We start from the raw sequence: 16,663 nt of genomic DNA, 5'->3' as shown, positions 1-16,663 counted from the left end.
GCTCATGCTGCCGGGTTAGCAGCATGAGCGCACTACGCTCAACCCATGTGTAGACCGCCATTGATATTGATGGTTGCACCGGTGATGTAGCCGGCCTTGTCGGAAGCCAGGTAAGCGCACAGATCACCGATTTCTTCCGGCTTGCCCAGACGACCGGCAGGCACCGTGGCGATGATCGCCTCGCGCACTTCTTCCTTGATCGCCATGACCATGTCGGTGCCGATATAGCCCGGGGCAATCGCGTTGACCGTCACGCCCTTCTTGGCCACCTCCTGCGCCAGTGCCTTGGTCAGACCCAGGATGCCGGCCTTGGCGGCCGAGTAGTTGGCCTGACCGAACTGCCCCTTGACGCCATTGACCGAGGAGATATTGATGACGCGGCCAAAACCACGCTCGGCCATCGCCGGCAGGATTGGGCGGGTGACATTGAAAACCGAATCCAGATTGGTCGACAGCACTGCATCCCACTGCGTCTTTTCCATCTTGCGGAACATGCCGTCACGCGTGATGCCGGCGTTGTTGACCAGCACATCGATCTGGCCGATTTCGGCCTCGATCTTCTGCACCATTGCCGCACACTGCTCGTAGTCGGTCACATCTGCCTCACCGACAAAGAACTCGTAACCATCAGCCTTGGTCTTGGCCAGCCACTCGTCCTTGGGGGCGAACCCGGGCAGACAGTTGGCCACGACCTTCCAGCCATCATCGGCCAGCGCCTTGCAGATGGCGGTGCCCAGACCACCCATGCCGCCCGTTACCAGTGCCACATTCTTTGCCATGATCTACCTCTCGCTCATTCAGATTCTGTCCGGCTGCCGACGGGGAATCGGTCGCCGGACATGTACGTCCGCCAACACGGCAAACGCCCCTCAGTACATGTGCTGCCCCCCGTTGATCGAGATATTGGCGCCGGTGAGAAAAGCCGCTTCCTCCGAGGCCAGATAGGCCACCAGGCCAGCGATTTCATCGGGCTTGCCCAGACGACCCACCGGAATCTGCGGCAGGATCTTCGACTCCAGGATTTCCTGCGGAATCGCCGTCACCATCTTGGTACCGATGTAACCGGGCGAGATGGTGTTGACCGTCACACCGTGACGCGCCACTTCCAGCGCCAGCGCCTTGGTGAAACCATGCATGCCGGCCTTGGCGGCGGCATAGTTGGTCTGACCGAAAGCGCCCTTCTGACCATTGACCGACGAGACATTGATGATGCGTCCCCAGCGGCGCTCGGTCATGCCGTCCATCACTTGCTTGGTGAGGTTGAAAACCGAGTCCAGATTGGTGTGCACGACGGCATCCCACTCGGCCTTGCTCATTTTCTTGAAGGTCATGTCACGCGTGATGCCGGCGTTGTTGACCAGCACATCGACCTGGCCGATCTCGGCATTGAACTGCTGCACGCAGGCCTTGGCCGAGTCGAAATCGGTGACATCGCATTTGTAACCCTTGAAGGCATAGCCCAGGTGATGCATGCGGGTCAGCCATTCGTCCGCCGTGGTATTGCCGGGCGAGTACGTGGTGGCGACCTTGTAGCCAAGCGCTGCGAGCTTGATACAGATCGCTTCACCCAGACCACCCATGCCACCCGTTACCAATGCATTGCGAACCATACCTGTCTCCTCTGTTTTTGGATGTCCGTCGTCGGTATCAGCGCTGCGCGACGCGGACCGATCGCGCAGCACCTGTTCAGAGCATTTCCTTGACGTAGCGACCGGGTGCAGCCTCCATCTGTTTGTACTGGCGATTGCCCAGACGCGTGCGAGTAGCAATCTGCTTGCCACTACGCGCGCGCAGCCATTCGATCCAGTGCGGCCACCAGCTGCCTTTCTGCTCCTGGGCTGCATTGAACCATTCTTCAGCGCTGGCGGCATCCTGTTCACCGACCCAGTAGCTGCGCTTGTTCTTCGCCGCCGGATTGACGACGCCAGCAATATGCCCGGAAGCGCCGAGCACGAAGGTGGTCTCCCCGGAGACCAGACGACGGCCCAGGTAAGCGGTCTGCCAGGGCACGATATGGTCTTCGCGCGCTGCCATGAAATAAGCCGGCACCTTGATGCGCCCCAGATCGACCTTCTCGCCGAGCACTTCGAGCTTGCCCGGAATGCGCAGATTGTTTTCGAGGTAGGTGTTGCGCAGATACCACGCTGCAAAGGGGCCGGGCATATTGGTGCTGTCGGAGTTCCAGTACAGCAGGTCGAAGGCCGGCGGCTTGTTGCCCTTGAGGTAGTTGTCGACGACGTAGTTCCAGATCAGGTCATTCGGGCGCAGGCTGGAGAAGATGTTCGACAGCTCGCGACCATTGAGCAGGCCGCCATTGCCGATGGTGGCTTCCTTGGCCGCCACGGCGGTCTCGTCGACAAAGCAGGCGATCTCGCCGGTATCGGAGAAATCCAGCAGCGTGGTCAGGAAGGTGACGCTCTCGACCGGATCTTCACCACGCGCGTAAGCCACAGCCAGCGCGCTGGCAACCAGGGTGCCGCCAATGCAGAAGCCGAGGATATTGGGCTTGGCAACCTTGCTCACCTCGCGCACCACATCGATGGCCTTGAGCACGCCATCGCCGACGTAGTCGTCCCAGCTGAGCGTGGACTGCTCGGCCTTGGGATTGCGCCAGGACACCAGGAAGACCGTGAAGCCCTGCTCCACCACGTAGCGCACGAAGGAGTTTTCGGCCTGCAGGTCGAGGATGTAATACTTGTTGATGCACGGCGGCACGATCAGGAACGGCGTTTCGCTGACCTTTTCGCTCAGCGGCGCGTACTGGATCAGCTGCATCACCTCGTTCTCGTAGATCACCGAGCCTTGCGTGGTCGCCAGATTCACTCCGACCTCGAAGGCGGTGTCATCGGTCATCGAGATGCGGCCTTTTTCCATGTCGGCAATCATGTTCATGATGCCGGCGGTGATGCTCTCGCCCTTGGTGTCGAGCGCACGCTGCACGAATTCGGGATTGGTGGCCGCGAAGTTGGCTGGCGACAGCGCTTCGACGTACTGCTTGGTCATGAACTGCAGACGGCTCTTGGCGCCCTTGTCATTGATCGGCAGCGCTTCGGTGACGGCGGTGAGGAACTGCGAGTTCAGCACATAGGCTTGACGCAGATAATCGTAGAACGGACTGGCCGACCAGGCCGGAGCGGCAAAGCGGCGATCCTTGGCGACGGCCGCCACCACAGGTTCGGCCGCCGGCTCGTCAGCCTTGCGGGCAGCGACACTGGCCCACAGCTTGGCGTGCTGCTCCAGGTGCTCGCGCTGCAGCTGGGCGAATTTTTCGGCATCGACGCCGAGACTGGACAAACCCGGCAGGGCAACCGGTGGAACCGGCGCCGGTGCGGCGGCGGCATTGGGAATCTGGGAGAACTGCTGGAAAAAATTCTGCATGAAGGCCTGACCTGCGCGCATCATGGCTTCAAGCGATTCGCGGGACTGCTCTGGCGTCATAGTCATTGTAAAAACCCGTTTGAAGTGTCTTGGTGTGAAGCAAGTGTGAAACTAATTTGCTACAGGTACGGCACAAAGCGGTGATACAAGGCGGCGAACAGCGCGCTCAAAGAGCATTTCGCGTCTGGATTTTTGCACCGCACAATAGACTCGTCAAGCTTATGTTCATGACCATCGTTATTGCCTGGATCTATGTCGCCCTCATGCTCTCACTGGGCAGTGAATCGCTGATTGCAGGGGTGCTCGGTTTTATTGCCTGGGGGCCACTGCCGCTGTCGATCATCTGGTACATCTTCGTACGCAGACGCCCGCAAGCGGCTAAGCAACAAGACGCTCAGTCACCTCCCTGATCTAGCCAGATCAGACTGGCCATGCGCCCGGTCACGCGATCGCGGCGATAGGAGAAGAAGCGCTGCGGCTCGCTGACAGTGCACAAGCCACCGCCGTAAATGGCCTCGGCGCGCATGCCGGCGGCACAGAGACGCTGGCGAGCCAGCTGGTAGATGTCGGCCAAGTAGCGGTCTTCAGCTCCGGGCACAAAGGCTTCTGCCGCCTCGGCGGCCTGTTCGATGAAAGCTGCGCGCACTTCCGGCCCGACCTCGAATTGCTGCGGCCCGATGGCCGGCCCCAGCCAGGCCATCACCGCCCCGGCAGGTTCCTGCATGGCCTCCAGACTACGTTCAAGCACGCCGGCGCACAGGCCGCGCCAGCCCGCATGCGCAGCCGCGACGACAGTACCGGCTTGATTGGTGAACAGCACCGGCAGACAGTCGGCCGTCATGATCGCGCAAACCTGCGCCGGCAAGCGCGTCACCAGCGCATCGGCACTGGCCGGGCCGGCTTGCTCGCAAGTCCAGACGCTGGTGCCGTGCACCTGATCAAGCCAGCGCGGTTCGGCCGGCAGCTGCGCGCGCAGGCGGCGGCGGTTTTCCGCCACGTGCTGCGCATCATCGCCCACGTGCAGGCCGAGATTGAAGCTGTTCCACGGCGCCACACTGACGCCGCCGGCGCGCGTCGTCACCAGCGCTTTGACGCGCGCGGGCGCGGGCCAGTCGGGGGTGATGAAAGGCAGCTCAGCCATGCTTCAGCTGCTCGCCCGCAAAGCTTCGAGCAAGGCCTGGAAGTCAGCGGCCAGCGGCACTTCCCACTGCATGGCCTGGCGTGTCAGCGGATGAATCAGGCCAAGGCGAAAAGCGTGCAGGGCCTGGCGCTTGAAATCCTTGGCGGCCGGTGGTGGCGGACGACGCCCGCCATAGACCGGATCGCCCACCAGAGGGTGACCGATGTGGGTCATGTGCACGCGGATCTGATGCGTGCGCCCCGATTCCAGCGCACATTCAACCAGCGCACAGTTGTTGAAGCGCTCGACCACCTTGAAATGCGTGCGCGCCTCCTTGCCCGAATCGACCACCGCCATGCGTACGCGCTGCGTCGGGTGACGGCCGATCGGCGCATCAACGGTGCCGGAAGGAATCGGCTGCCCCATCACCAGCGCCGCGTAATGGCGCTTGACGCTGCGCTCTTGCAGCTGGCGCACCAGGTCGGTCTGCGCGATCAGGCTGCGCGCCACCACCATCAGGCCCGAGGTTTCCTTGTCCAGGCGATGGACGATGCCGGCGCGCTGCAAACCCTTGAGCGAAATGTCGTGCGCCAGCAGCGCGTTCTGCAAGGTGCCTTGCGGATTACCGCTGCCCGGATGGACCACCAGACCGGCTGCCTTGTTGATCACGATGATGTGTTCGTCTTCGAAGACCACATCAATGGGAATATTTTCAGGCTCGCTGGCCAGCTCGGTATCGGCGAGTGCGGGCCGGATCTGCAGGTCCTCGTCGCCCGCCAGCCGGAAGCGCGTATCGAGCACCGGCGTGCCTTTGAGGCTGACGCGACCCTCGCGGATCCACGCTTGCAGACGGCTGCGCGAGTGCTCCGGTAGCAGTTTTGCGATGGCCGCATCGAGGCGCATGCCGGCCAGCTCACGCGGCACTTGCATGTCGAGCGTCGGCGGCTCAGCCCTTCCGCTATAATCGGCGGACTCTTTTGTCAGTGGTGTCGGAATGTTCAAGCTCACCCCAAGCAGTGTACCGGTAGTCGCCGTTCTTTGCCTGATGCTCAGCCTCACGGCTTGCGACAGCACACCTCCCCGCCTCAAGGGCGAATCGCCGCAGGCCATGCTCGATGAAGCGAAGGCGCTGCAGTCCTCAGGCTCCTGGGAACAAGCGATCAAGGGCTTCGAACAACTGGAGGCCACCTTCCCCTACGGCCGTCAGGCGCAGCAAGCGCAGCTCGAAATTGCCTATACCTACTACCGCATGCATGAATCGGCCTCGGCCATCGCAGCCTGCGACCGCTTCATCAAGCAATACCCGCAGCACCCGAACGTCGATTACGCCTACTACCTGAAGGCGTTGTCCACACTGATGCCCGAAGACGAAATCCTCAATTTCGTCTATCAGCGCGACATGGCCAATCTCGACCTGGCGGCCACGCGTGAAGCTTTCGACATCTTCAAGCAGCTGGTGCAGAACTACCCGAACAGCATCTACGCACCGGATTCGCGCCAGCGCATGATCAACATTGCCGACGCTCTGGCCCGCGGCGAACTGAACATCGCACGCTATTACCTGCGCCGTGGCGCGCCGCTGGCCGCCGCCAACCGCGCCAAGGACCTGCTGCGCAATCACCCGGATTCACGCGTGATCGAGGAAACCCTGGCGCTGATGGCGGCCAGCTACAAGCAGATGGGGCTGGAGTCGCTGCGTGTCGACGCCGAACGCGTGCTGCGCCAGAACTACCCGAACAGCGCCTGGCTCAGCCGCGACTACGTACCGCCCGAGCGCTGAGCGCTTCCAAGGTACCGACAACGATGCAGATCCATACATCGATTGCCAGCTTGCGCGCCGCGCTGCGGCAAGCTGGACGAGTAGCCTTTGCTCCCACCATGGGCAATCTGCACGCCGGCCATGTGAGCCTGATGCAGCAAGCCCATGCGCACGCCGACTGCGTGGTGGCGAGCATCTTCGTCAATCGCCTGCAGTTCGGCCCGCATGAGGATTTCGACAAGTACCCGCGTACTTTCGAAGCCGACTGCCAGAAGCTGCAGGCTGCGGGCGTGCAGCACCTCTTCGCGCCCGACGAAAACACGCTCTATCCGCAGCCGCAAAGCTATGTGGTAGTGCCGGCGACAGCGCACGACAACATCCTCGAAGGCGCCTTACGGCCGGGCCACTTCCAGGGTGTGACGACGGTGGTGTGCAAGCTGTTCAACATCGTGCAGCCACACACCGCGCTGCTGGGCAAGAAGGATTACCAGCAGCTGATGGTGATCCGCAACATGGTCGAGCAGCTCAACATGCCCATTGAGGTCGTCGGCTGCGACACCGTGCGCGCCGACGACGGACTCGCCCTCTCCTCGCGCAATGGCTATCTGTCGGCCAGCGCACGCGCCGAAGCGCCGCGCCTCTACGCCCAGCTGCAAGCCATCGCAGCGGCCTTGAATGCGGGCGCGACGGATCTGCGCGCGCTGGAAGAGGCGGCCTGCGCACAGCTGCGCCAGCATGGCTGGCAGCCGGACTATGTTGCGATCCGCCGCCGTGCCGATCTGCTCGAACCCGGCCCGGGAGACAGCCGGGTGATTCTGGCGGCCGCGCGACTCGATGGCACGCGCCTGATCGACAACCTCGAAGTCACCTGAACCCAGGCGCGGCGCCAGACCTGATCCCAATAAAAATAGATGAGACACAGTTGGCACGCCACAGCGCACTTCCTGCTGCGCACCCTGCGCCTGGCAGGCTGTGCGCTCTGCCTGTGCATGCTCGCAGGGACCAGCGCAGCGCAAGCCCCACTCCGACTGCAACTGGCGCAGCACGCGGAACTGCAGCGCGAGCCGGCATCGCCGGACTTCCTGTTCCCGGACGAGCACGAGCCAAGCGATTTCAGTCTGCAGCTATCGCGCACACTGCATCTGCGCCCGATCACAGAAGATGAGTCGGCCTTTGCCAACAGTGACGCGGGCAAGCTGTTCAAGCTGGGATTCTGGTTTGTGCTGCTGTTCCTCGCCTTCCAGCTCTTGCGTGACAATCTGCAAAGCCTTGCCCGCCTGCTCTCCGGCACGCCGCTGGCGCCCAGCCATCTGCCTTTCGCCCCCTGGCCGCTGCTCACCGTCGTCTTCGAGAGCCTCGACGCGCAGCGCCTGGCCAGCATGCTGGCCAGCCTGCAGAAGTCGGACTACCCGGCTGAGCGCCTACGTGTGCTGGCCCTGTGCAGAACACAGGACAGCGCCACGCAAAGCGTGCTCGAAGCCGTCGCCAAGGACTGGGCCGGGCGTCTGCTGGCGCTGCCCGCAGGCCGTTCCGGCGACACCAGCCAGCGCTGCTTCCAGGCTGGCTTGCAGCACGGCGCCGGGGAGATCCTGCTGGCCCTGCACGATAGACAGAGCGTCGCGCCGCATCTGATCCGCGCCTGTGCCAGCCGCTTCTTCGACCCCTCGCTGGGCGCCCTGCTCGACTGTCTGCCCGATACCGAGAGCCCGCACGGCGACCTGGCGCAACGCCTGACACGTCTGCAGCGCGGCAACCTGGCTGTTGAAGAGATCCGCAACATCCCGCCCGGCATGGCCCTGCTGGGCATCCGCCGTTCGGCGGCCAGCGATCATGATATCGACGTGCTCTCACCCACCACGCTGATCGAACTGCTGGCCAAGCTCACCCAGCAAGCCTATCGCATCGCTCTGTGTCACGAGTATGTCGCCATCGGGCATAGCGGCAGCGCCTGGCAGCAACGCGGCAACTGGCTGGCGCTCAATGCCCGCACGCCGCGTGACCGCTATGCCGAACCCGGCCTGCGCGCACCACATCCGGCGCAGCTGGGCCGCCTCTCCGACAGCCTGATGCGCCTGTTGTGGCTGCTGCTCGCCAGCGCCAGCCTGACGATGTTCTTCCTCGATCAGGGGCTTGCCGCCGCCTGCGGCCTGGCCTTGTGCGCACTCAGCGCCTATGGGCTCAACGGACGCCCGCAGTCGCTGCCGGCCAGTGCCGTGCTCACGCGGACCTATTGCGGGCGCAACACCACGCCGCTGATGGCGCTGAGCCCGATCGTCTTCCTGTTCGACCTGCTGGCCAGCGGACGCGGCACACTGTGCGCGCTGCTGGGCATCAAGCCAAAGGCTGCGATGATCAGCAGCGAACATTCACAGCTATCAGGAGTCGGCACATGAGTCTGCTGGCCGCCAGCTTCCTGCCGCTTGCCCTGCTGTTCTTGCTGCTGCCGCTGTGGCCGCTGCTATCGCGCTGGCGCGCTGGCGTAGCGGTCGCTGGCGAGCGCATCTGGCCCATCGGCGCGGCCTGGGATGCTCCGGCGCGGGCCAGCCTGCAGCGCGTGCAGGAGAGTTTCAGCGATCTGCTGCAACACGCCGAACGCGACGGCCTGATCCGTGGCGCGCGTGAGGACGGCGCATTGTTCATGATCCTCGGTCCGCATGATTACCTGTCCGAGCACCTGCAGATCTCGACACGGCGTCTGCGCACCCAGTTGCTCGCGGTGGGCCATCTGGACATTCCCGGCGAGCTGATCTGCGATCGCCTGGTCTATGCCCAGGCGCGGCTGAACATCGCCCACAACGTGGTGCTGCGCACCGCACTGGCCGGGCGCGATGCAGTCATCGGCCCGCGGGCACGCGTGCGCCAGTGGATTCACGCCGGCAATCGCCTCGATGTAGCCGAAGGCGCCATTCTCGCCGGCTGTGCCAGCGCCGGGCAGGAGATCGTGCTGGCCCGCCGTGCCCGCTTCGAGCGCCTGCTCTCGGCGCGGATCCGCTTTGGCCACAGCTTCGGCCAGCGCCGCCCGGCGGCGCCGCTGCGCTGCCTGGAAATGCAGCTACCCGCGCATGCCCGCCAGATGAGCGATGGCCGCTGGCTGGTCGACGGCGATCTGAGCATTCCGCCGGCACGCCAGCTCAAGGCGCGCCTGATCGTCAATGGCTCGCTGCTGGTCGGCACCGGCAGCCAGTTACGGGGCGAGCTGCATGTGATGGGCGAACTAGTGGTGCATCACGACGCCTACATCCACGGCGCCATCCAATGCGATGCCGAGATGCGCGTCGGCGAATGCTGCCTGCTGGCCGGGCCGATTCGCTGCGCAGGTAGTCTGAGCCTGGGCAGTCAAACCATCGTCGGCACGCCGAACCGGCCCAGTACAATCATCGCCCGCCAGCTGCAGATCCACGAGGGCTGCATCGTGCATGGTGCGATTCATGCCATCCAGCGCGGCGAAGTCTGTGCCGAGAGCGCCCGCACATGAACGGCCCTCACTCACTCGAACCGGCAGACGAACAAAGCTCGGCGCTGATGGCCGCCACCGGCCGCCTGCGTGCGCTGCGCAGCAAGACGCCGCCCCTGACGCCCGGCCGCCGCGCTGCCCAGGCGGTATTGCTGGCGCTGTTCATCAGCCTCATGCTGCTGCTGGCCCTGCCTTCAATCAGCCAGCTTCAGGCGCAGCTGAGCACCCAGCTCTTGCGCGCACTCTCGATTGAACTGTCGCTGGTCGAAGACGAACTCTTGCTGCGACAACTGCCCCTGGCCATGCGCTTCGGCCTGGATATCAGCGTGGCCGCTGCCGACTGGTTCGTACTCAGCCTGCATGCGGTGATCATCACCGGCGTGTTCTGCTTCGCGCTGGCCATGCGCAGCACTCCGGCGCGCCTGGTCGTGCAAGCACTGTGCGTGACGCATGGCATCAGCCTCGCACTGATCAAGCTGCAAGCTGATCACTACAGCTGGGACGTTCTGCGTCACACGCAATCACTGGTGGATTTTTCGCTGCTGTGGCTGCTGCTCACGCCCAGCCTGCTGGCCGCCGGCTACTACCTCAGCGAACGGCGGCTGTTCAACCGCCTGCTCGCCACGCTGCTGATCATCGCCTACCAGATCCTCAGCCTGCCGCTCAAGCTGGTGCTGCACTGCCTGCTGATCAGCCAGCTGAGCACCGCCGTGATCCCGCTGCTGTTCCTCGCCTGCGGGCCGCTGCTTGATGTACTGATGTTCGGTGCGCTCTACACCTGGGTGCTCAGTTGGCCGGCCTTGCTGCATCGCTCGCGACGCCCGGCAAGGCCAGCCTGAGCGGACCTCAGTCTTCCAAGGTCAGCACCGAAGCGCCTTCTTCCGCCGCACTCACGCAGGCACGCAAATGGCCGAACATGTCGCGGCCCATGCCGTACTGCATGGCTGTCAAGTCAAACGTCGCCGCCGTGCGCTGATCGAATTCGGCCTGCTCGCCGAGGAAGCGCAGGCTGCCCGTGTCCGCATCGAGCTCGATCAGATCGCCATCCTTGACGCGGGCCAGCGGGCCGCCAGCCGCCGCTTCGGGCGAGACATGGATCGCCGCCGGCACCTTGCCGGAAGCGCCCGACATGCGGCCATCGGTCACCAGCGCAACCTTGAAGCCCTTGTCCTGCAGATTGGCGAGCGTCGGCGTGAGCTGGTGCAGCTCGGGCATGCCAATCGCCTTCGGGCCCTGGAAGCGCAGCACGGCGATGAAGTCGCATTCAAGCTGCTTGGCGCGCGCAGCCGCGAGGTAAGCGTCCTGACTTTCAAACACGCGCGCCGGCGCCGTGATCTTGCGATGCTCGGGCTTGACCGCCGAGACCTTGATCACCGCACGGCCCAGATTGCCCTGCAGGAGGCGCAGACCGCCGTCAGCGCTGAAAGGCTTGCTGACCGGCGCGAGAATGCCCTCATCACCGCTTTGTTGCGGCAGCGCGTGCCAGCCCAGGGTCGTGCCTTCCAGGCGCGGCGCCGTGGCGTAGGGGCGCAGGCTGTTGCCGACCACCGTCTGCACGTCTTCGTGCAGCAGGCCCGCATCGAGCAGTTCGCGGATCACCCAGCCGATGCCGCCTGCGGCGTGGAACTGGTTCACGTCGGCCTTGCCGTTCGGGTACACCTTGGCGAGCAGCGGCACGACATGCGAGAGCGCTTCAAAATCGCTCCAGTCGATGAGGATGCCGGCCGCGCGTGCTGCAGCGACCAGGTGCATGGTGTGATTGGTCGAGCCGCCGGTAGCCAGCAGGCCGACGATGCCATTGACCACGGCGCGTTCATCGACCACGCGACCGATCGGCGCGAAATCCGGCTTGCCGACGGTGATCTCCACCGCGCGCTGGGTCGCCGCACGCGTCAGCGCTTCGCGCAGCGCTGTGCCCGGCGGCACGAAGGCGCTGCCCGGCAGGTGCAGACCCATGATTTCCATCAGCATCTGGTTGCTGTTGGCGGTGCCATAAAAGGTGCAGGTACCCGCCGCGTGGTAGGACTGTGCCTCACTTTCGAGCAAGGCGTCCTGGCCAACTTCGCCCGCCGCGTACTGCTGGCGCACCTTGGCTTTCTGGTCATTGGAGATGCCGGTCGGCATCGGGCCGGCGGGCACGAAGATGAAGGGCAGATGCGCAAAGCGCAGCGCGCCCATCAGCAGACCCGGCACGATCTTGTCGCAGACGCCCAGGCATAGGCCGGCATCGAACATATTGTGCGAGAGGCTGATCGCCGTGCTCATGGCGATCACGTCGCGCGAGAACAGCGACAGCTCCATGCCCGGCTGACCCTGGGTGATGCCATCGCACATTGCCGGCACGCCGCCCGCAACCTGCGCTGTGGCGCCGACTTCGCGCGCGGCCGCCTTGATCAGCTCCGGGTAGTCGCCAAACGGCTGGTGCGCCGAGAGCATGTCGTTGTAAGCGGTGATGATGCCCAGATTGGGCGCCTTGATCGTCTTGATGCGGAACTTGTCATCGGCCGGACTGGCCGCAAAGCCATGCGCCAGATTGGTACAGCCAAGCTGGCCACGATAAGGCGAGCCGGGGATGGCTGCATCGAGCCGCGCCAGATAGCGCGCGCGACGTTCGCGGCTGCGCTCGATGATGGTTTCGGTCGCGGCAGCGATCTTGGCATGAACGGACATGGGGACACCTCGGTATGAATCGGAACGAAAGTGGGCAAGCGAAGCCCATGCCATAGCTTACCGTGACTTACCCCACACCGCGCGTGAATGGTAGATTGCGGCATTCCTCTACAGACATCCTCTGCACACCATGAGCGCTGCCCACTTCCCCGATCTTGCCCACAAACGTGTCCTCATCACCGGCTCCAGCATGGGCATCGGCCTGGCTGCAGCACGCGCCTTCGCTGCCCAGGGCGCGCACGTCGGTCTCAACGCGCGCCGCGCGCCTGCCGAGCTCGCCGAGATCCTGCAAGACCTGCGCAAGGATGGTGGCGAAGCCGAATTCTTCGCTGCCGACCTCGCTGACAGCGCAGCTTGCGCCAAGCTCGTCGACGATTTCGTCGCCCGCTTCGGCGGCATCGACGTGCTGATCAACAACGCCGGCGGTCTGGTCGGCCGCAAGCCGCTGCCCGAGATCGACGACGCCTTCTTCGACGCCGTCAATGATCTCAACATGCGCTCGGTGCTGATGACCACCCGCGCCGCCCTGCCGCATCTGCGCGCCTCGGCCAAGGCCAGCGGCCAGAGCGCCAGCGTGATCTCGGTCGGCTCAATCGCCGGCCACACCGGCGGCGGCCCCGGCGCCTCGCTCTACGGCGCGGCCAAAGCCTGGCTGCACAACATCCACAAGAACTGGGTCGATTACCACACACAAGACGACATCCGCTTCAACATCGTCTCGCCCGGCACCGTGGACACCGCCTTCCACGCCGACAAGAACGATGAAGTACGCCAGCGCATCAGCAACGGCATCCCGCTCGGGCGCTTCGGCAAGGCTGAAGAAATGGCACCCGCCTTCCTGTTCTTCGCCTCGCACGCGATGAGCGGCTACATCACCGGGCAGATCCTCGATGTGAATGGCGGGCAATACATGCCTTGAGCATGCTTGAAGCCTCCTCGCACGATCCGGCCTGGCTTCAGAAATGCGGCCAGGCTGCCGTTAAGCCTGGCAGTAACGACTGTCTTGTAAAGCCATGAATCCGATCTCCAGCACGAGCATCGACACATCATTCGACAGCAGCATCACCGCGAGCCTGCCGGTATCAGCGCTTCCCAAGCTCGATCAAAGCACAAGCACCAAGGCTGACAAGGGCAGCGTGCGCGTGAGCCTCTCGTCGATGGGGCTCCTCATGGCGAGCGCCGACAGCAAGAAAGCCGGGGCGAAGAAAAATGCCAACGAGGATGTCGACAAGGCCGACTTGCCCGATTCAATCAAGAACAGCATCAAGCAGATTCGTCAGCTGAAAGAGCAGCTCAAACAGCTGCAAGAAAAGCTGGCTGCCGCCGAGTCGGCGCAAAACCAGACGGAAGAGCAGAAAAACGCCGCCGTGCAGGCGCTGCGCTCACAGATCCAGGCCATGTCGGGTGCCATCACCACGGCCACCGGTTCGCTGGGCAAGCTGGTCAAGGAACTCAAGCTCAGCGCCGAGCAAAGCAGCGCGGTGGCCTCCCTGCTCGCTGGCGGCTGAAGCGGGCGCAGCTTGCGCCCGCCCGCCGGCTTCGATCAGCTCGCCGGCTTGTTGCCCACAATGCTCATCGCCGCGCTGATCAGCCCGGCCATATTGCCCAGATCGGCCGGCACGACAACCGTATTGCCGGTCTTGGCGATCTGGCCGAAAGATTCGACGTATTTCTCGGCGACCTTGAGCTGGATGGCCTTGTCGCCGCCGTCGCTCTGGATTGCTGCGGCAACGACGCGAATCGCTGATGCCGTAGCATCCGCGACGAGCGCAATGGAACGCGCCTCGCCCTCGGCACGGTTGATCGCCGCCTGACGCTCGCCGTCCGACGTCATCACCGCGGCCTGCTGGGCGCCCTCGGCACGGTTGATCTGCTCCTGCCGCTCGCCTTCGGAACGCGCGATCACCGCACGCTTCTCGCGCACCGCCTTGATCTGCAATTCCATGGCTTGCAGGATGCTCTCCGGCGGCGTGATGTCCTTCACTTCATAGCGCAGCACCTTGACGCCCCAGGCGCCAGAGGCTTCGTCAAGCGCCGCGACAACGGCCTGATTGATCTCGCTGCGCGCTTCGAGCAGCAGGTCGAGCTCGCGCTTGCCCGCTTCCGAACGCAGCATGGTCTTGGCCAGCTGCTCGATGGCGAACTCGTAATTGGCGGTGCCGTAAGACGCCAGGCGCGGATCGGTGATCTGGTAGTAGAGGATGCCGTCGATGTGCACCTGGGTATTGTCCTTGGTGATGCAGATCTGCGGCGCGACATCCATCGGCACTTCCTTGATCGAGTGACGATAGGCCACGCGGTCGATAAAGGGCACCAGGAAATGCAGACCGGCATGCAGTTGCTCGTGGAACTTGCCCAGGCGCTCGACGATGAACACCGTCTGCTGCGGCACGATGCGGATCGCCTGGGCGACGAAGAAGAAAACCACCACCAGCAAGGCCAGGGCGAATGCGATTTGGATCATGATCGAGAATCTCCGTAATGTGATGGCCGGTCGGCCTTATTGCTGTTGGGGCGGCACAAACGCCACCACTTGCAGGACATTGCCTTGCTGGCTGAGGATGCTCACCGCATCGCCCGGCGCAAGAGCAGAGCCGATCGCGCATTCAGCCTCCCACTCGGTGCCACGCCAGCGCACACGCAAGCGCCCCGGCGCCACGATGCTGGCAACCTCGGCCTTGCCGTGCAGATCGGCGGCCATGTCGGCACGCGCCGGGCTGCGGTATTTGCGCACCAGCAGGCCGCCGAGCAAGGCCAGCAGCGCAGCAGCGAAGAGCTGCAAGACCAGGCTTTGATCGAACCAGGCGAGCCCGGCTGCGCAGGCGGCAGCAAGGCCGATGACGAGAAGATACAAAGTGCCACTCAACATTTCGCAGACGATGGCGAGCACCGCCACAATCAGCCAGAAATAAATCATTCATGCACTCCCTTCGAGGCGACCGGATTGATCGCAAGCCAGAGCTTACTCCTGCAAGATTTCCAACAGCATGTACACTCGGGAATTAGGGCGTGTTCACAGTAGGCGAGGGGATTGCGTTGAGGACTATGGCTTGCGGGACAAGGCGTGCGACGCGGTGCGGGGTGGTTCCCCCGCACAAGGAGCGCAACGCAGTAGCGCAGGCCATAGTCCTCAACCCGAAGGGCTCGGACGAAATGGGCGCATGGCTGCGTTGCGGCGACTCGCCAGGAGACTACCCTGCCAGCGTCGCCGCGCCTTGCCCTGCACCCATTGCGTGCGAGCGCAACCCCTCGCCTACTGTGAACACGCCCTAACCTAGCCGAAAGCCTGTAATGAGCGACGCTGTACAGCCATTTTCCCAACTGATGCCCGATGCGCTGCTCGACGCCATCGACAGTCTGGGCGTGCGCACCGACGGGCGCCTGCACGCGCTCAACAGCTTCGAAAACCGCGTCTATCAGGTCGGCATCGAAGATGCGCCAGCGCTGATCGCCAAGTTCTACCGGCCAGGACGCTGGAGCGATGCGGCGATCCTCGAAGAGCATGCCTTCACCCAGCAACTGGCCGCAGCGGAAATTCCCGTCGCGGCGCCCCTGAACTTCGGTGGGCAAAGCCTGCACAGCCATGGCGAATTCCGCTTCGCGCTCTACCCGCGCATGCGCGGCCGTGCGCCGGAGCTGGGCGATCTGGACACCCTGCGCTGGATGGGCCGCTTCATCGCCCGCAGCCATCTCGTCGGCGAGCAGCAGGACTACCGCGTGCGCCAGACTTTCAGCGTCGAGCGCTTCGGCAGCGAGGCGCTGCAGTGGATCGCTGCGCAAGACTTACTGCCCGCCGACATCCGCGACGCCTGGCTGGGCACCGCAGAGCGCGCCTTGCAAGGCGTCAAGGCGCTGTTCGCGCAGACCGGCGCGGTGCAGCAGTTGCGCATCCACGGCGATTGCCATGCCGGCAATGTGCTGTGGGACGAGGGGCCGTGCTTTGTCGATTTCGACGATAGCTGCATGGGCCCGGCGGTGCAGGACCTGTGGCTGCTGCTCGCCGGCGAGCGCGACACCCGCGCCCTGCAGCTGGGCGCCGTGCTGCGCGGCTATCGCCAGTTCCGCGATTTCGACCTGCGCGAACTGCAGCTGATCGAAGCGCTGCGCACCCTGCGCCTGATCCACTACGCCGCCTGGATCGGCCGTCGCTGGCTGGACCCGGCCTTCCCGCGCGCCTTCCCCTGGTTTGGCAGCCAGCGCTACTGGCAGGATCGCATCCTCGAACTCAAGGAACAGATCGCCGCGATGGAAGAAGAACCCCTGGAACCTGCTGATTTCTGAA

At 64.0% G+C, this 16,663-nt stretch carries 17 protein-coding genes; 9 read left to right on the top strand and 8 right to left on the bottom strand.

What is annotated here, in order from left to right:
• Nucleotides 1-38: 38 nt before the first annotated feature.
• The 3 genes from phbB (ABDB84_RS14695) to phaC form a co-directional block, all read right to left on the bottom strand.
• Nucleotides 39-779, bottom strand: coding sequence for a beta-ketoacyl-ACP reductase (gene phbB / locus ABDB84_RS14695; protein WP_345920503.1), 741 nt, complete (start codon nt 777-779; stop codon nt 39-41).
• Nucleotides 780-869: 90 nt separating this feature from the next.
• Entirely contained in the window at nt 870-1,610 is a 741-nt protein-coding gene (phbB, locus tag ABDB84_RS14690) for an acetoacetyl-CoA reductase (RefSeq protein WP_345920502.1), read from the bottom strand.
• Between the two features lie 76 nt (nt 1,611-1,686).
• Complete coding sequence (gene phaC, locus ABDB84_RS14685) at nt 1,687-3,444, bottom strand: class I poly(R)-hydroxyalkanoic acid synthase (protein WP_345920501.1); 1,758 nt, start codon at nt 3,442-3,444, stop codon at nt 1,687-1,689.
• Between the two features lie 161 nt (nt 3,445-3,605).
• Here phaC and ABDB84_RS14680 point away from each other — a divergent pair, with 161 nt between their 5' ends.
• The gene (locus tag ABDB84_RS14680; protein ID WP_345920500.1) at nt 3,606-3,788 is read left to right on the top strand and encodes a hypothetical protein; all 183 of its coding nucleotides are present in this window, start codon (nt 3,606-3,608) and stop codon (nt 3,786-3,788) included.
• Here the strand turns inward: ABDB84_RS14680 and pgeF are convergent.
• Together pgeF and rluD are read right to left on the bottom strand one after the other, a co-directional pair.
• Nucleotides 3,773-4,519, bottom strand: coding sequence for a peptidoglycan editing factor PgeF (pgeF, locus tag ABDB84_RS14675; protein WP_345920499.1), 747 nt, complete (start codon nt 4,517-4,519; stop codon nt 3,773-3,775). The two genes, ABDB84_RS14680 and pgeF, sit on opposite strands and share 16 nt — an antisense overlap.
• Nucleotides 4,520-4,522: 3 nt before the next feature.
• A complete protein-coding gene (gene rluD / locus ABDB84_RS14670; protein WP_345920498.1) occupies nt 4,523-5,428 on the bottom strand; it encodes a 23S rRNA pseudouridine(1911/1915/1917) synthase RluD in 906 nt (301 codons plus the stop codon).
• Nucleotides 5,429-5,492: 64 nt separating this feature from the next.
• Here rluD and ABDB84_RS14665 point away from each other — a divergent pair, with 64 nt between their 5' ends.
• Genes ABDB84_RS14665 through ABDB84_RS14645 form a run of 5 tightly spaced genes read left to right on the top strand, consistent with a single transcriptional unit; the run spans nt 5,493 to nt 10,550 of the window.
• Nucleotides 5,493-6,278, top strand: coding sequence for an outer membrane protein assembly factor BamD (locus ABDB84_RS14665; RefSeq protein WP_345920497.1), 786 nt, complete (start codon nt 5,493-5,495; stop codon nt 6,276-6,278).
• Between the two features lie 23 nt (nt 6,279-6,301).
• Entirely contained in the window at nt 6,302-7,129 is an 828-nt protein-coding gene (gene panC, locus ABDB84_RS14660; protein WP_345920496.1) for a pantoate--beta-alanine ligase, read from the top strand.
• Nucleotides 7,130-7,168: 39 nt separating this feature from the next.
• Nucleotides 7,169-8,650, top strand: coding sequence for a glycosyltransferase family protein (locus tag ABDB84_RS14655; protein WP_345920495.1), 1,482 nt, complete (start codon nt 7,169-7,171; stop codon nt 8,648-8,650).
• Nucleotides 8,647-9,732 carry a bactofilin family protein gene (locus tag ABDB84_RS14650; protein ID WP_345920494.1) on the top strand — a complete coding sequence of 362 codons (1,086 nt, stop codon included), beginning with the start codon at nt 8,647-8,649 and terminating at the stop codon, nt 9,730-9,732. The genes ABDB84_RS14655 and ABDB84_RS14650 overlap by 4 nt, the downstream gene beginning before the upstream one ends.
• The gene (locus ABDB84_RS14645) at nt 9,729-10,550 is read left to right on the top strand and encodes a hypothetical protein (RefSeq protein ID WP_345920493.1); all 822 of its coding nucleotides are present in this window, start codon (nt 9,729-9,731) and stop codon (nt 10,548-10,550) included. The genes ABDB84_RS14650 and ABDB84_RS14645 overlap by 4 nt, the downstream gene beginning before the upstream one ends.
• Before the next feature lie 7 nt (nt 10,551-10,557).
• Here the strand turns inward: ABDB84_RS14645 and edd are convergent, their stop codons facing one another.
• Nucleotides 10,558-12,381, bottom strand: coding sequence for a phosphogluconate dehydratase (gene edd, locus ABDB84_RS14640; RefSeq protein ID WP_345920492.1), 1,824 nt, complete (start codon nt 12,379-12,381; stop codon nt 10,558-10,560).
• Between the two features lie 130 nt (nt 12,382-12,511).
• On the opposite strand from edd, the gene ABDB84_RS14635 reads away from it, so the two are divergent.
• Nucleotides 12,512-13,300, top strand: a complete 789-nt coding sequence (locus ABDB84_RS14635; protein WP_345920491.1) for an SDR family NAD(P)-dependent oxidoreductase — start codon at nt 12,512-12,514, stop codon at nt 13,298-13,300.
• 94 nt (nt 13,301-13,394) lie between these two features.
• Nucleotides 13,395-13,889 (top strand): hypothetical protein, encoded by a 495-nt coding sequence (locus ABDB84_RS14630; RefSeq protein WP_345920490.1) that lies wholly within the window; start codon nt 13,395-13,397, stop codon nt 13,887-13,889.
• Between the two features lie 35 nt (nt 13,890-13,924).
• On the opposite strand, the gene ABDB84_RS14625 is transcribed toward ABDB84_RS14630, so the two are convergent.
• Together ABDB84_RS14625 and ABDB84_RS14620 are read right to left on the bottom strand one after the other, a co-directional pair.
• On the bottom strand, nt 13,925-14,845 hold the full coding sequence (locus ABDB84_RS14625) for an SPFH domain-containing protein (RefSeq protein ID WP_345920489.1): 921 nt from the start codon (nt 14,843-14,845) through the stop codon (nt 13,925-13,927).
• Between the two features lie 36 nt (nt 14,846-14,881).
• Nucleotides 14,882-15,298, bottom strand: coding sequence for an NfeD family protein (locus ABDB84_RS14620; RefSeq protein WP_345920488.1), 417 nt, complete (start codon nt 15,296-15,298; stop codon nt 14,882-14,884).
• Between the two features lie 374 nt (nt 15,299-15,672).
• On the opposite strand from ABDB84_RS14620, the gene ABDB84_RS14615 reads away from it, so the two are divergent.
• Nucleotides 15,673-16,662: a serine/threonine protein kinase gene (locus ABDB84_RS14615; protein ID WP_345920487.1), complete on the top strand. Its 990-nt coding sequence runs from the start codon at nt 15,673-15,675 to the stop codon at nt 16,660-16,662.
• The last annotated feature ends 1 nt before the right edge of the window (nt 16,663 follow it).

The organism is Uliginosibacterium sediminicola (assembly GCF_039631295.1).
GTDB classification, from domain to species: domain Bacteria; phylum Pseudomonadota; class Gammaproteobacteria; order Burkholderiales; family Rhodocyclaceae; genus Viridibacterium; species Viridibacterium sediminicola.
Note: the sequence above shows the minus strand (reverse complement) of the source record. Positions and strands in the feature narration are given on the sequence as shown.

Excerpts from the sequence above, each read along its gene's own strand:
- edd (WP_345920492.1), bottom strand. The coding sequence starts at position 12,381 with ATGTCCGTTCATGCCAAGATCGCTGCCGCGACCGAAACCATCATCGAG.
- phbB (WP_345920502.1), bottom strand. The coding sequence starts at position 1,610 with ATGGTTCGCAATGCATTGGTAACGGGTGGCATGGGTGGTCTGGGTGAA.
- ABDB84_RS14645 (WP_345920493.1), top strand. The coding sequence starts at position 9,729 with ATGAACGGCCCTCACTCACTCGAACCGGCAGACGAACAAAGCTCGGCG.
- pgeF (WP_345920499.1), bottom strand. The coding sequence starts at position 4,519 with ATGGCTGAGCTGCCTTTCATCACCCCCGACTGGCCCGCGCCCGCGCGC.
- ABDB84_RS14635 (WP_345920491.1), top strand. The coding sequence starts at position 12,512 with ATGAGCGCTGCCCACTTCCCCGATCTTGCCCACAAACGTGTCCTCATC.
- ABDB84_RS14680 (WP_345920500.1), top strand. The coding sequence starts at position 3,606 with ATGACCATCGTTATTGCCTGGATCTATGTCGCCCTCATGCTCTCACTG.
- ABDB84_RS14665 (WP_345920497.1), top strand. The coding sequence starts at position 5,493 with ATGTTCAAGCTCACCCCAAGCAGTGTACCGGTAGTCGCCGTTCTTTGC.
- ABDB84_RS14655 (WP_345920495.1), top strand. The coding sequence starts at position 7,169 with ATGAGACACAGTTGGCACGCCACAGCGCACTTCCTGCTGCGCACCCTG.
- ABDB84_RS14625 (WP_345920489.1), bottom strand. The coding sequence starts at position 14,845 with ATGATCCAAATCGCATTCGCCCTGGCCTTGCTGGTGGTGGTTTTCTTC.
- panC (WP_345920496.1), top strand. The coding sequence starts at position 6,302 with ATGCAGATCCATACATCGATTGCCAGCTTGCGCGCCGCGCTGCGGCAA.
- ABDB84_RS14615 (WP_345920487.1), top strand. The coding sequence starts at position 15,673 with ATGAGCGACGCTGTACAGCCATTTTCCCAACTGATGCCCGATGCGCTG.
- rluD (WP_345920498.1), bottom strand. The coding sequence starts at position 5,428 with ATGCAAGTGCCGCGTGAGCTGGCCGGCATGCGCCTCGATGCGGCCATC.
- phaC (WP_345920501.1), bottom strand. The coding sequence starts at position 3,444 with ATGACTATGACGCCAGAGCAGTCCCGCGAATCGCTTGAAGCCATGATG.
- ABDB84_RS14650 (WP_345920494.1), top strand. The coding sequence starts at position 8,647 with ATGAGTCTGCTGGCCGCCAGCTTCCTGCCGCTTGCCCTGCTGTTCTTG.
- ABDB84_RS14620 (WP_345920488.1), bottom strand. The coding sequence starts at position 15,298 with ATGATTTATTTCTGGCTGATTGTGGCGGTGCTCGCCATCGTCTGCGAA.
- phbB (WP_345920503.1), bottom strand. The coding sequence starts at position 779 with ATGGCAAAGAATGTGGCACTGGTAACGGGCGGCATGGGTGGTCTGGGC.
- ABDB84_RS14630 (WP_345920490.1), top strand. The coding sequence starts at position 13,395 with ATGAATCCGATCTCCAGCACGAGCATCGACACATCATTCGACAGCAGC.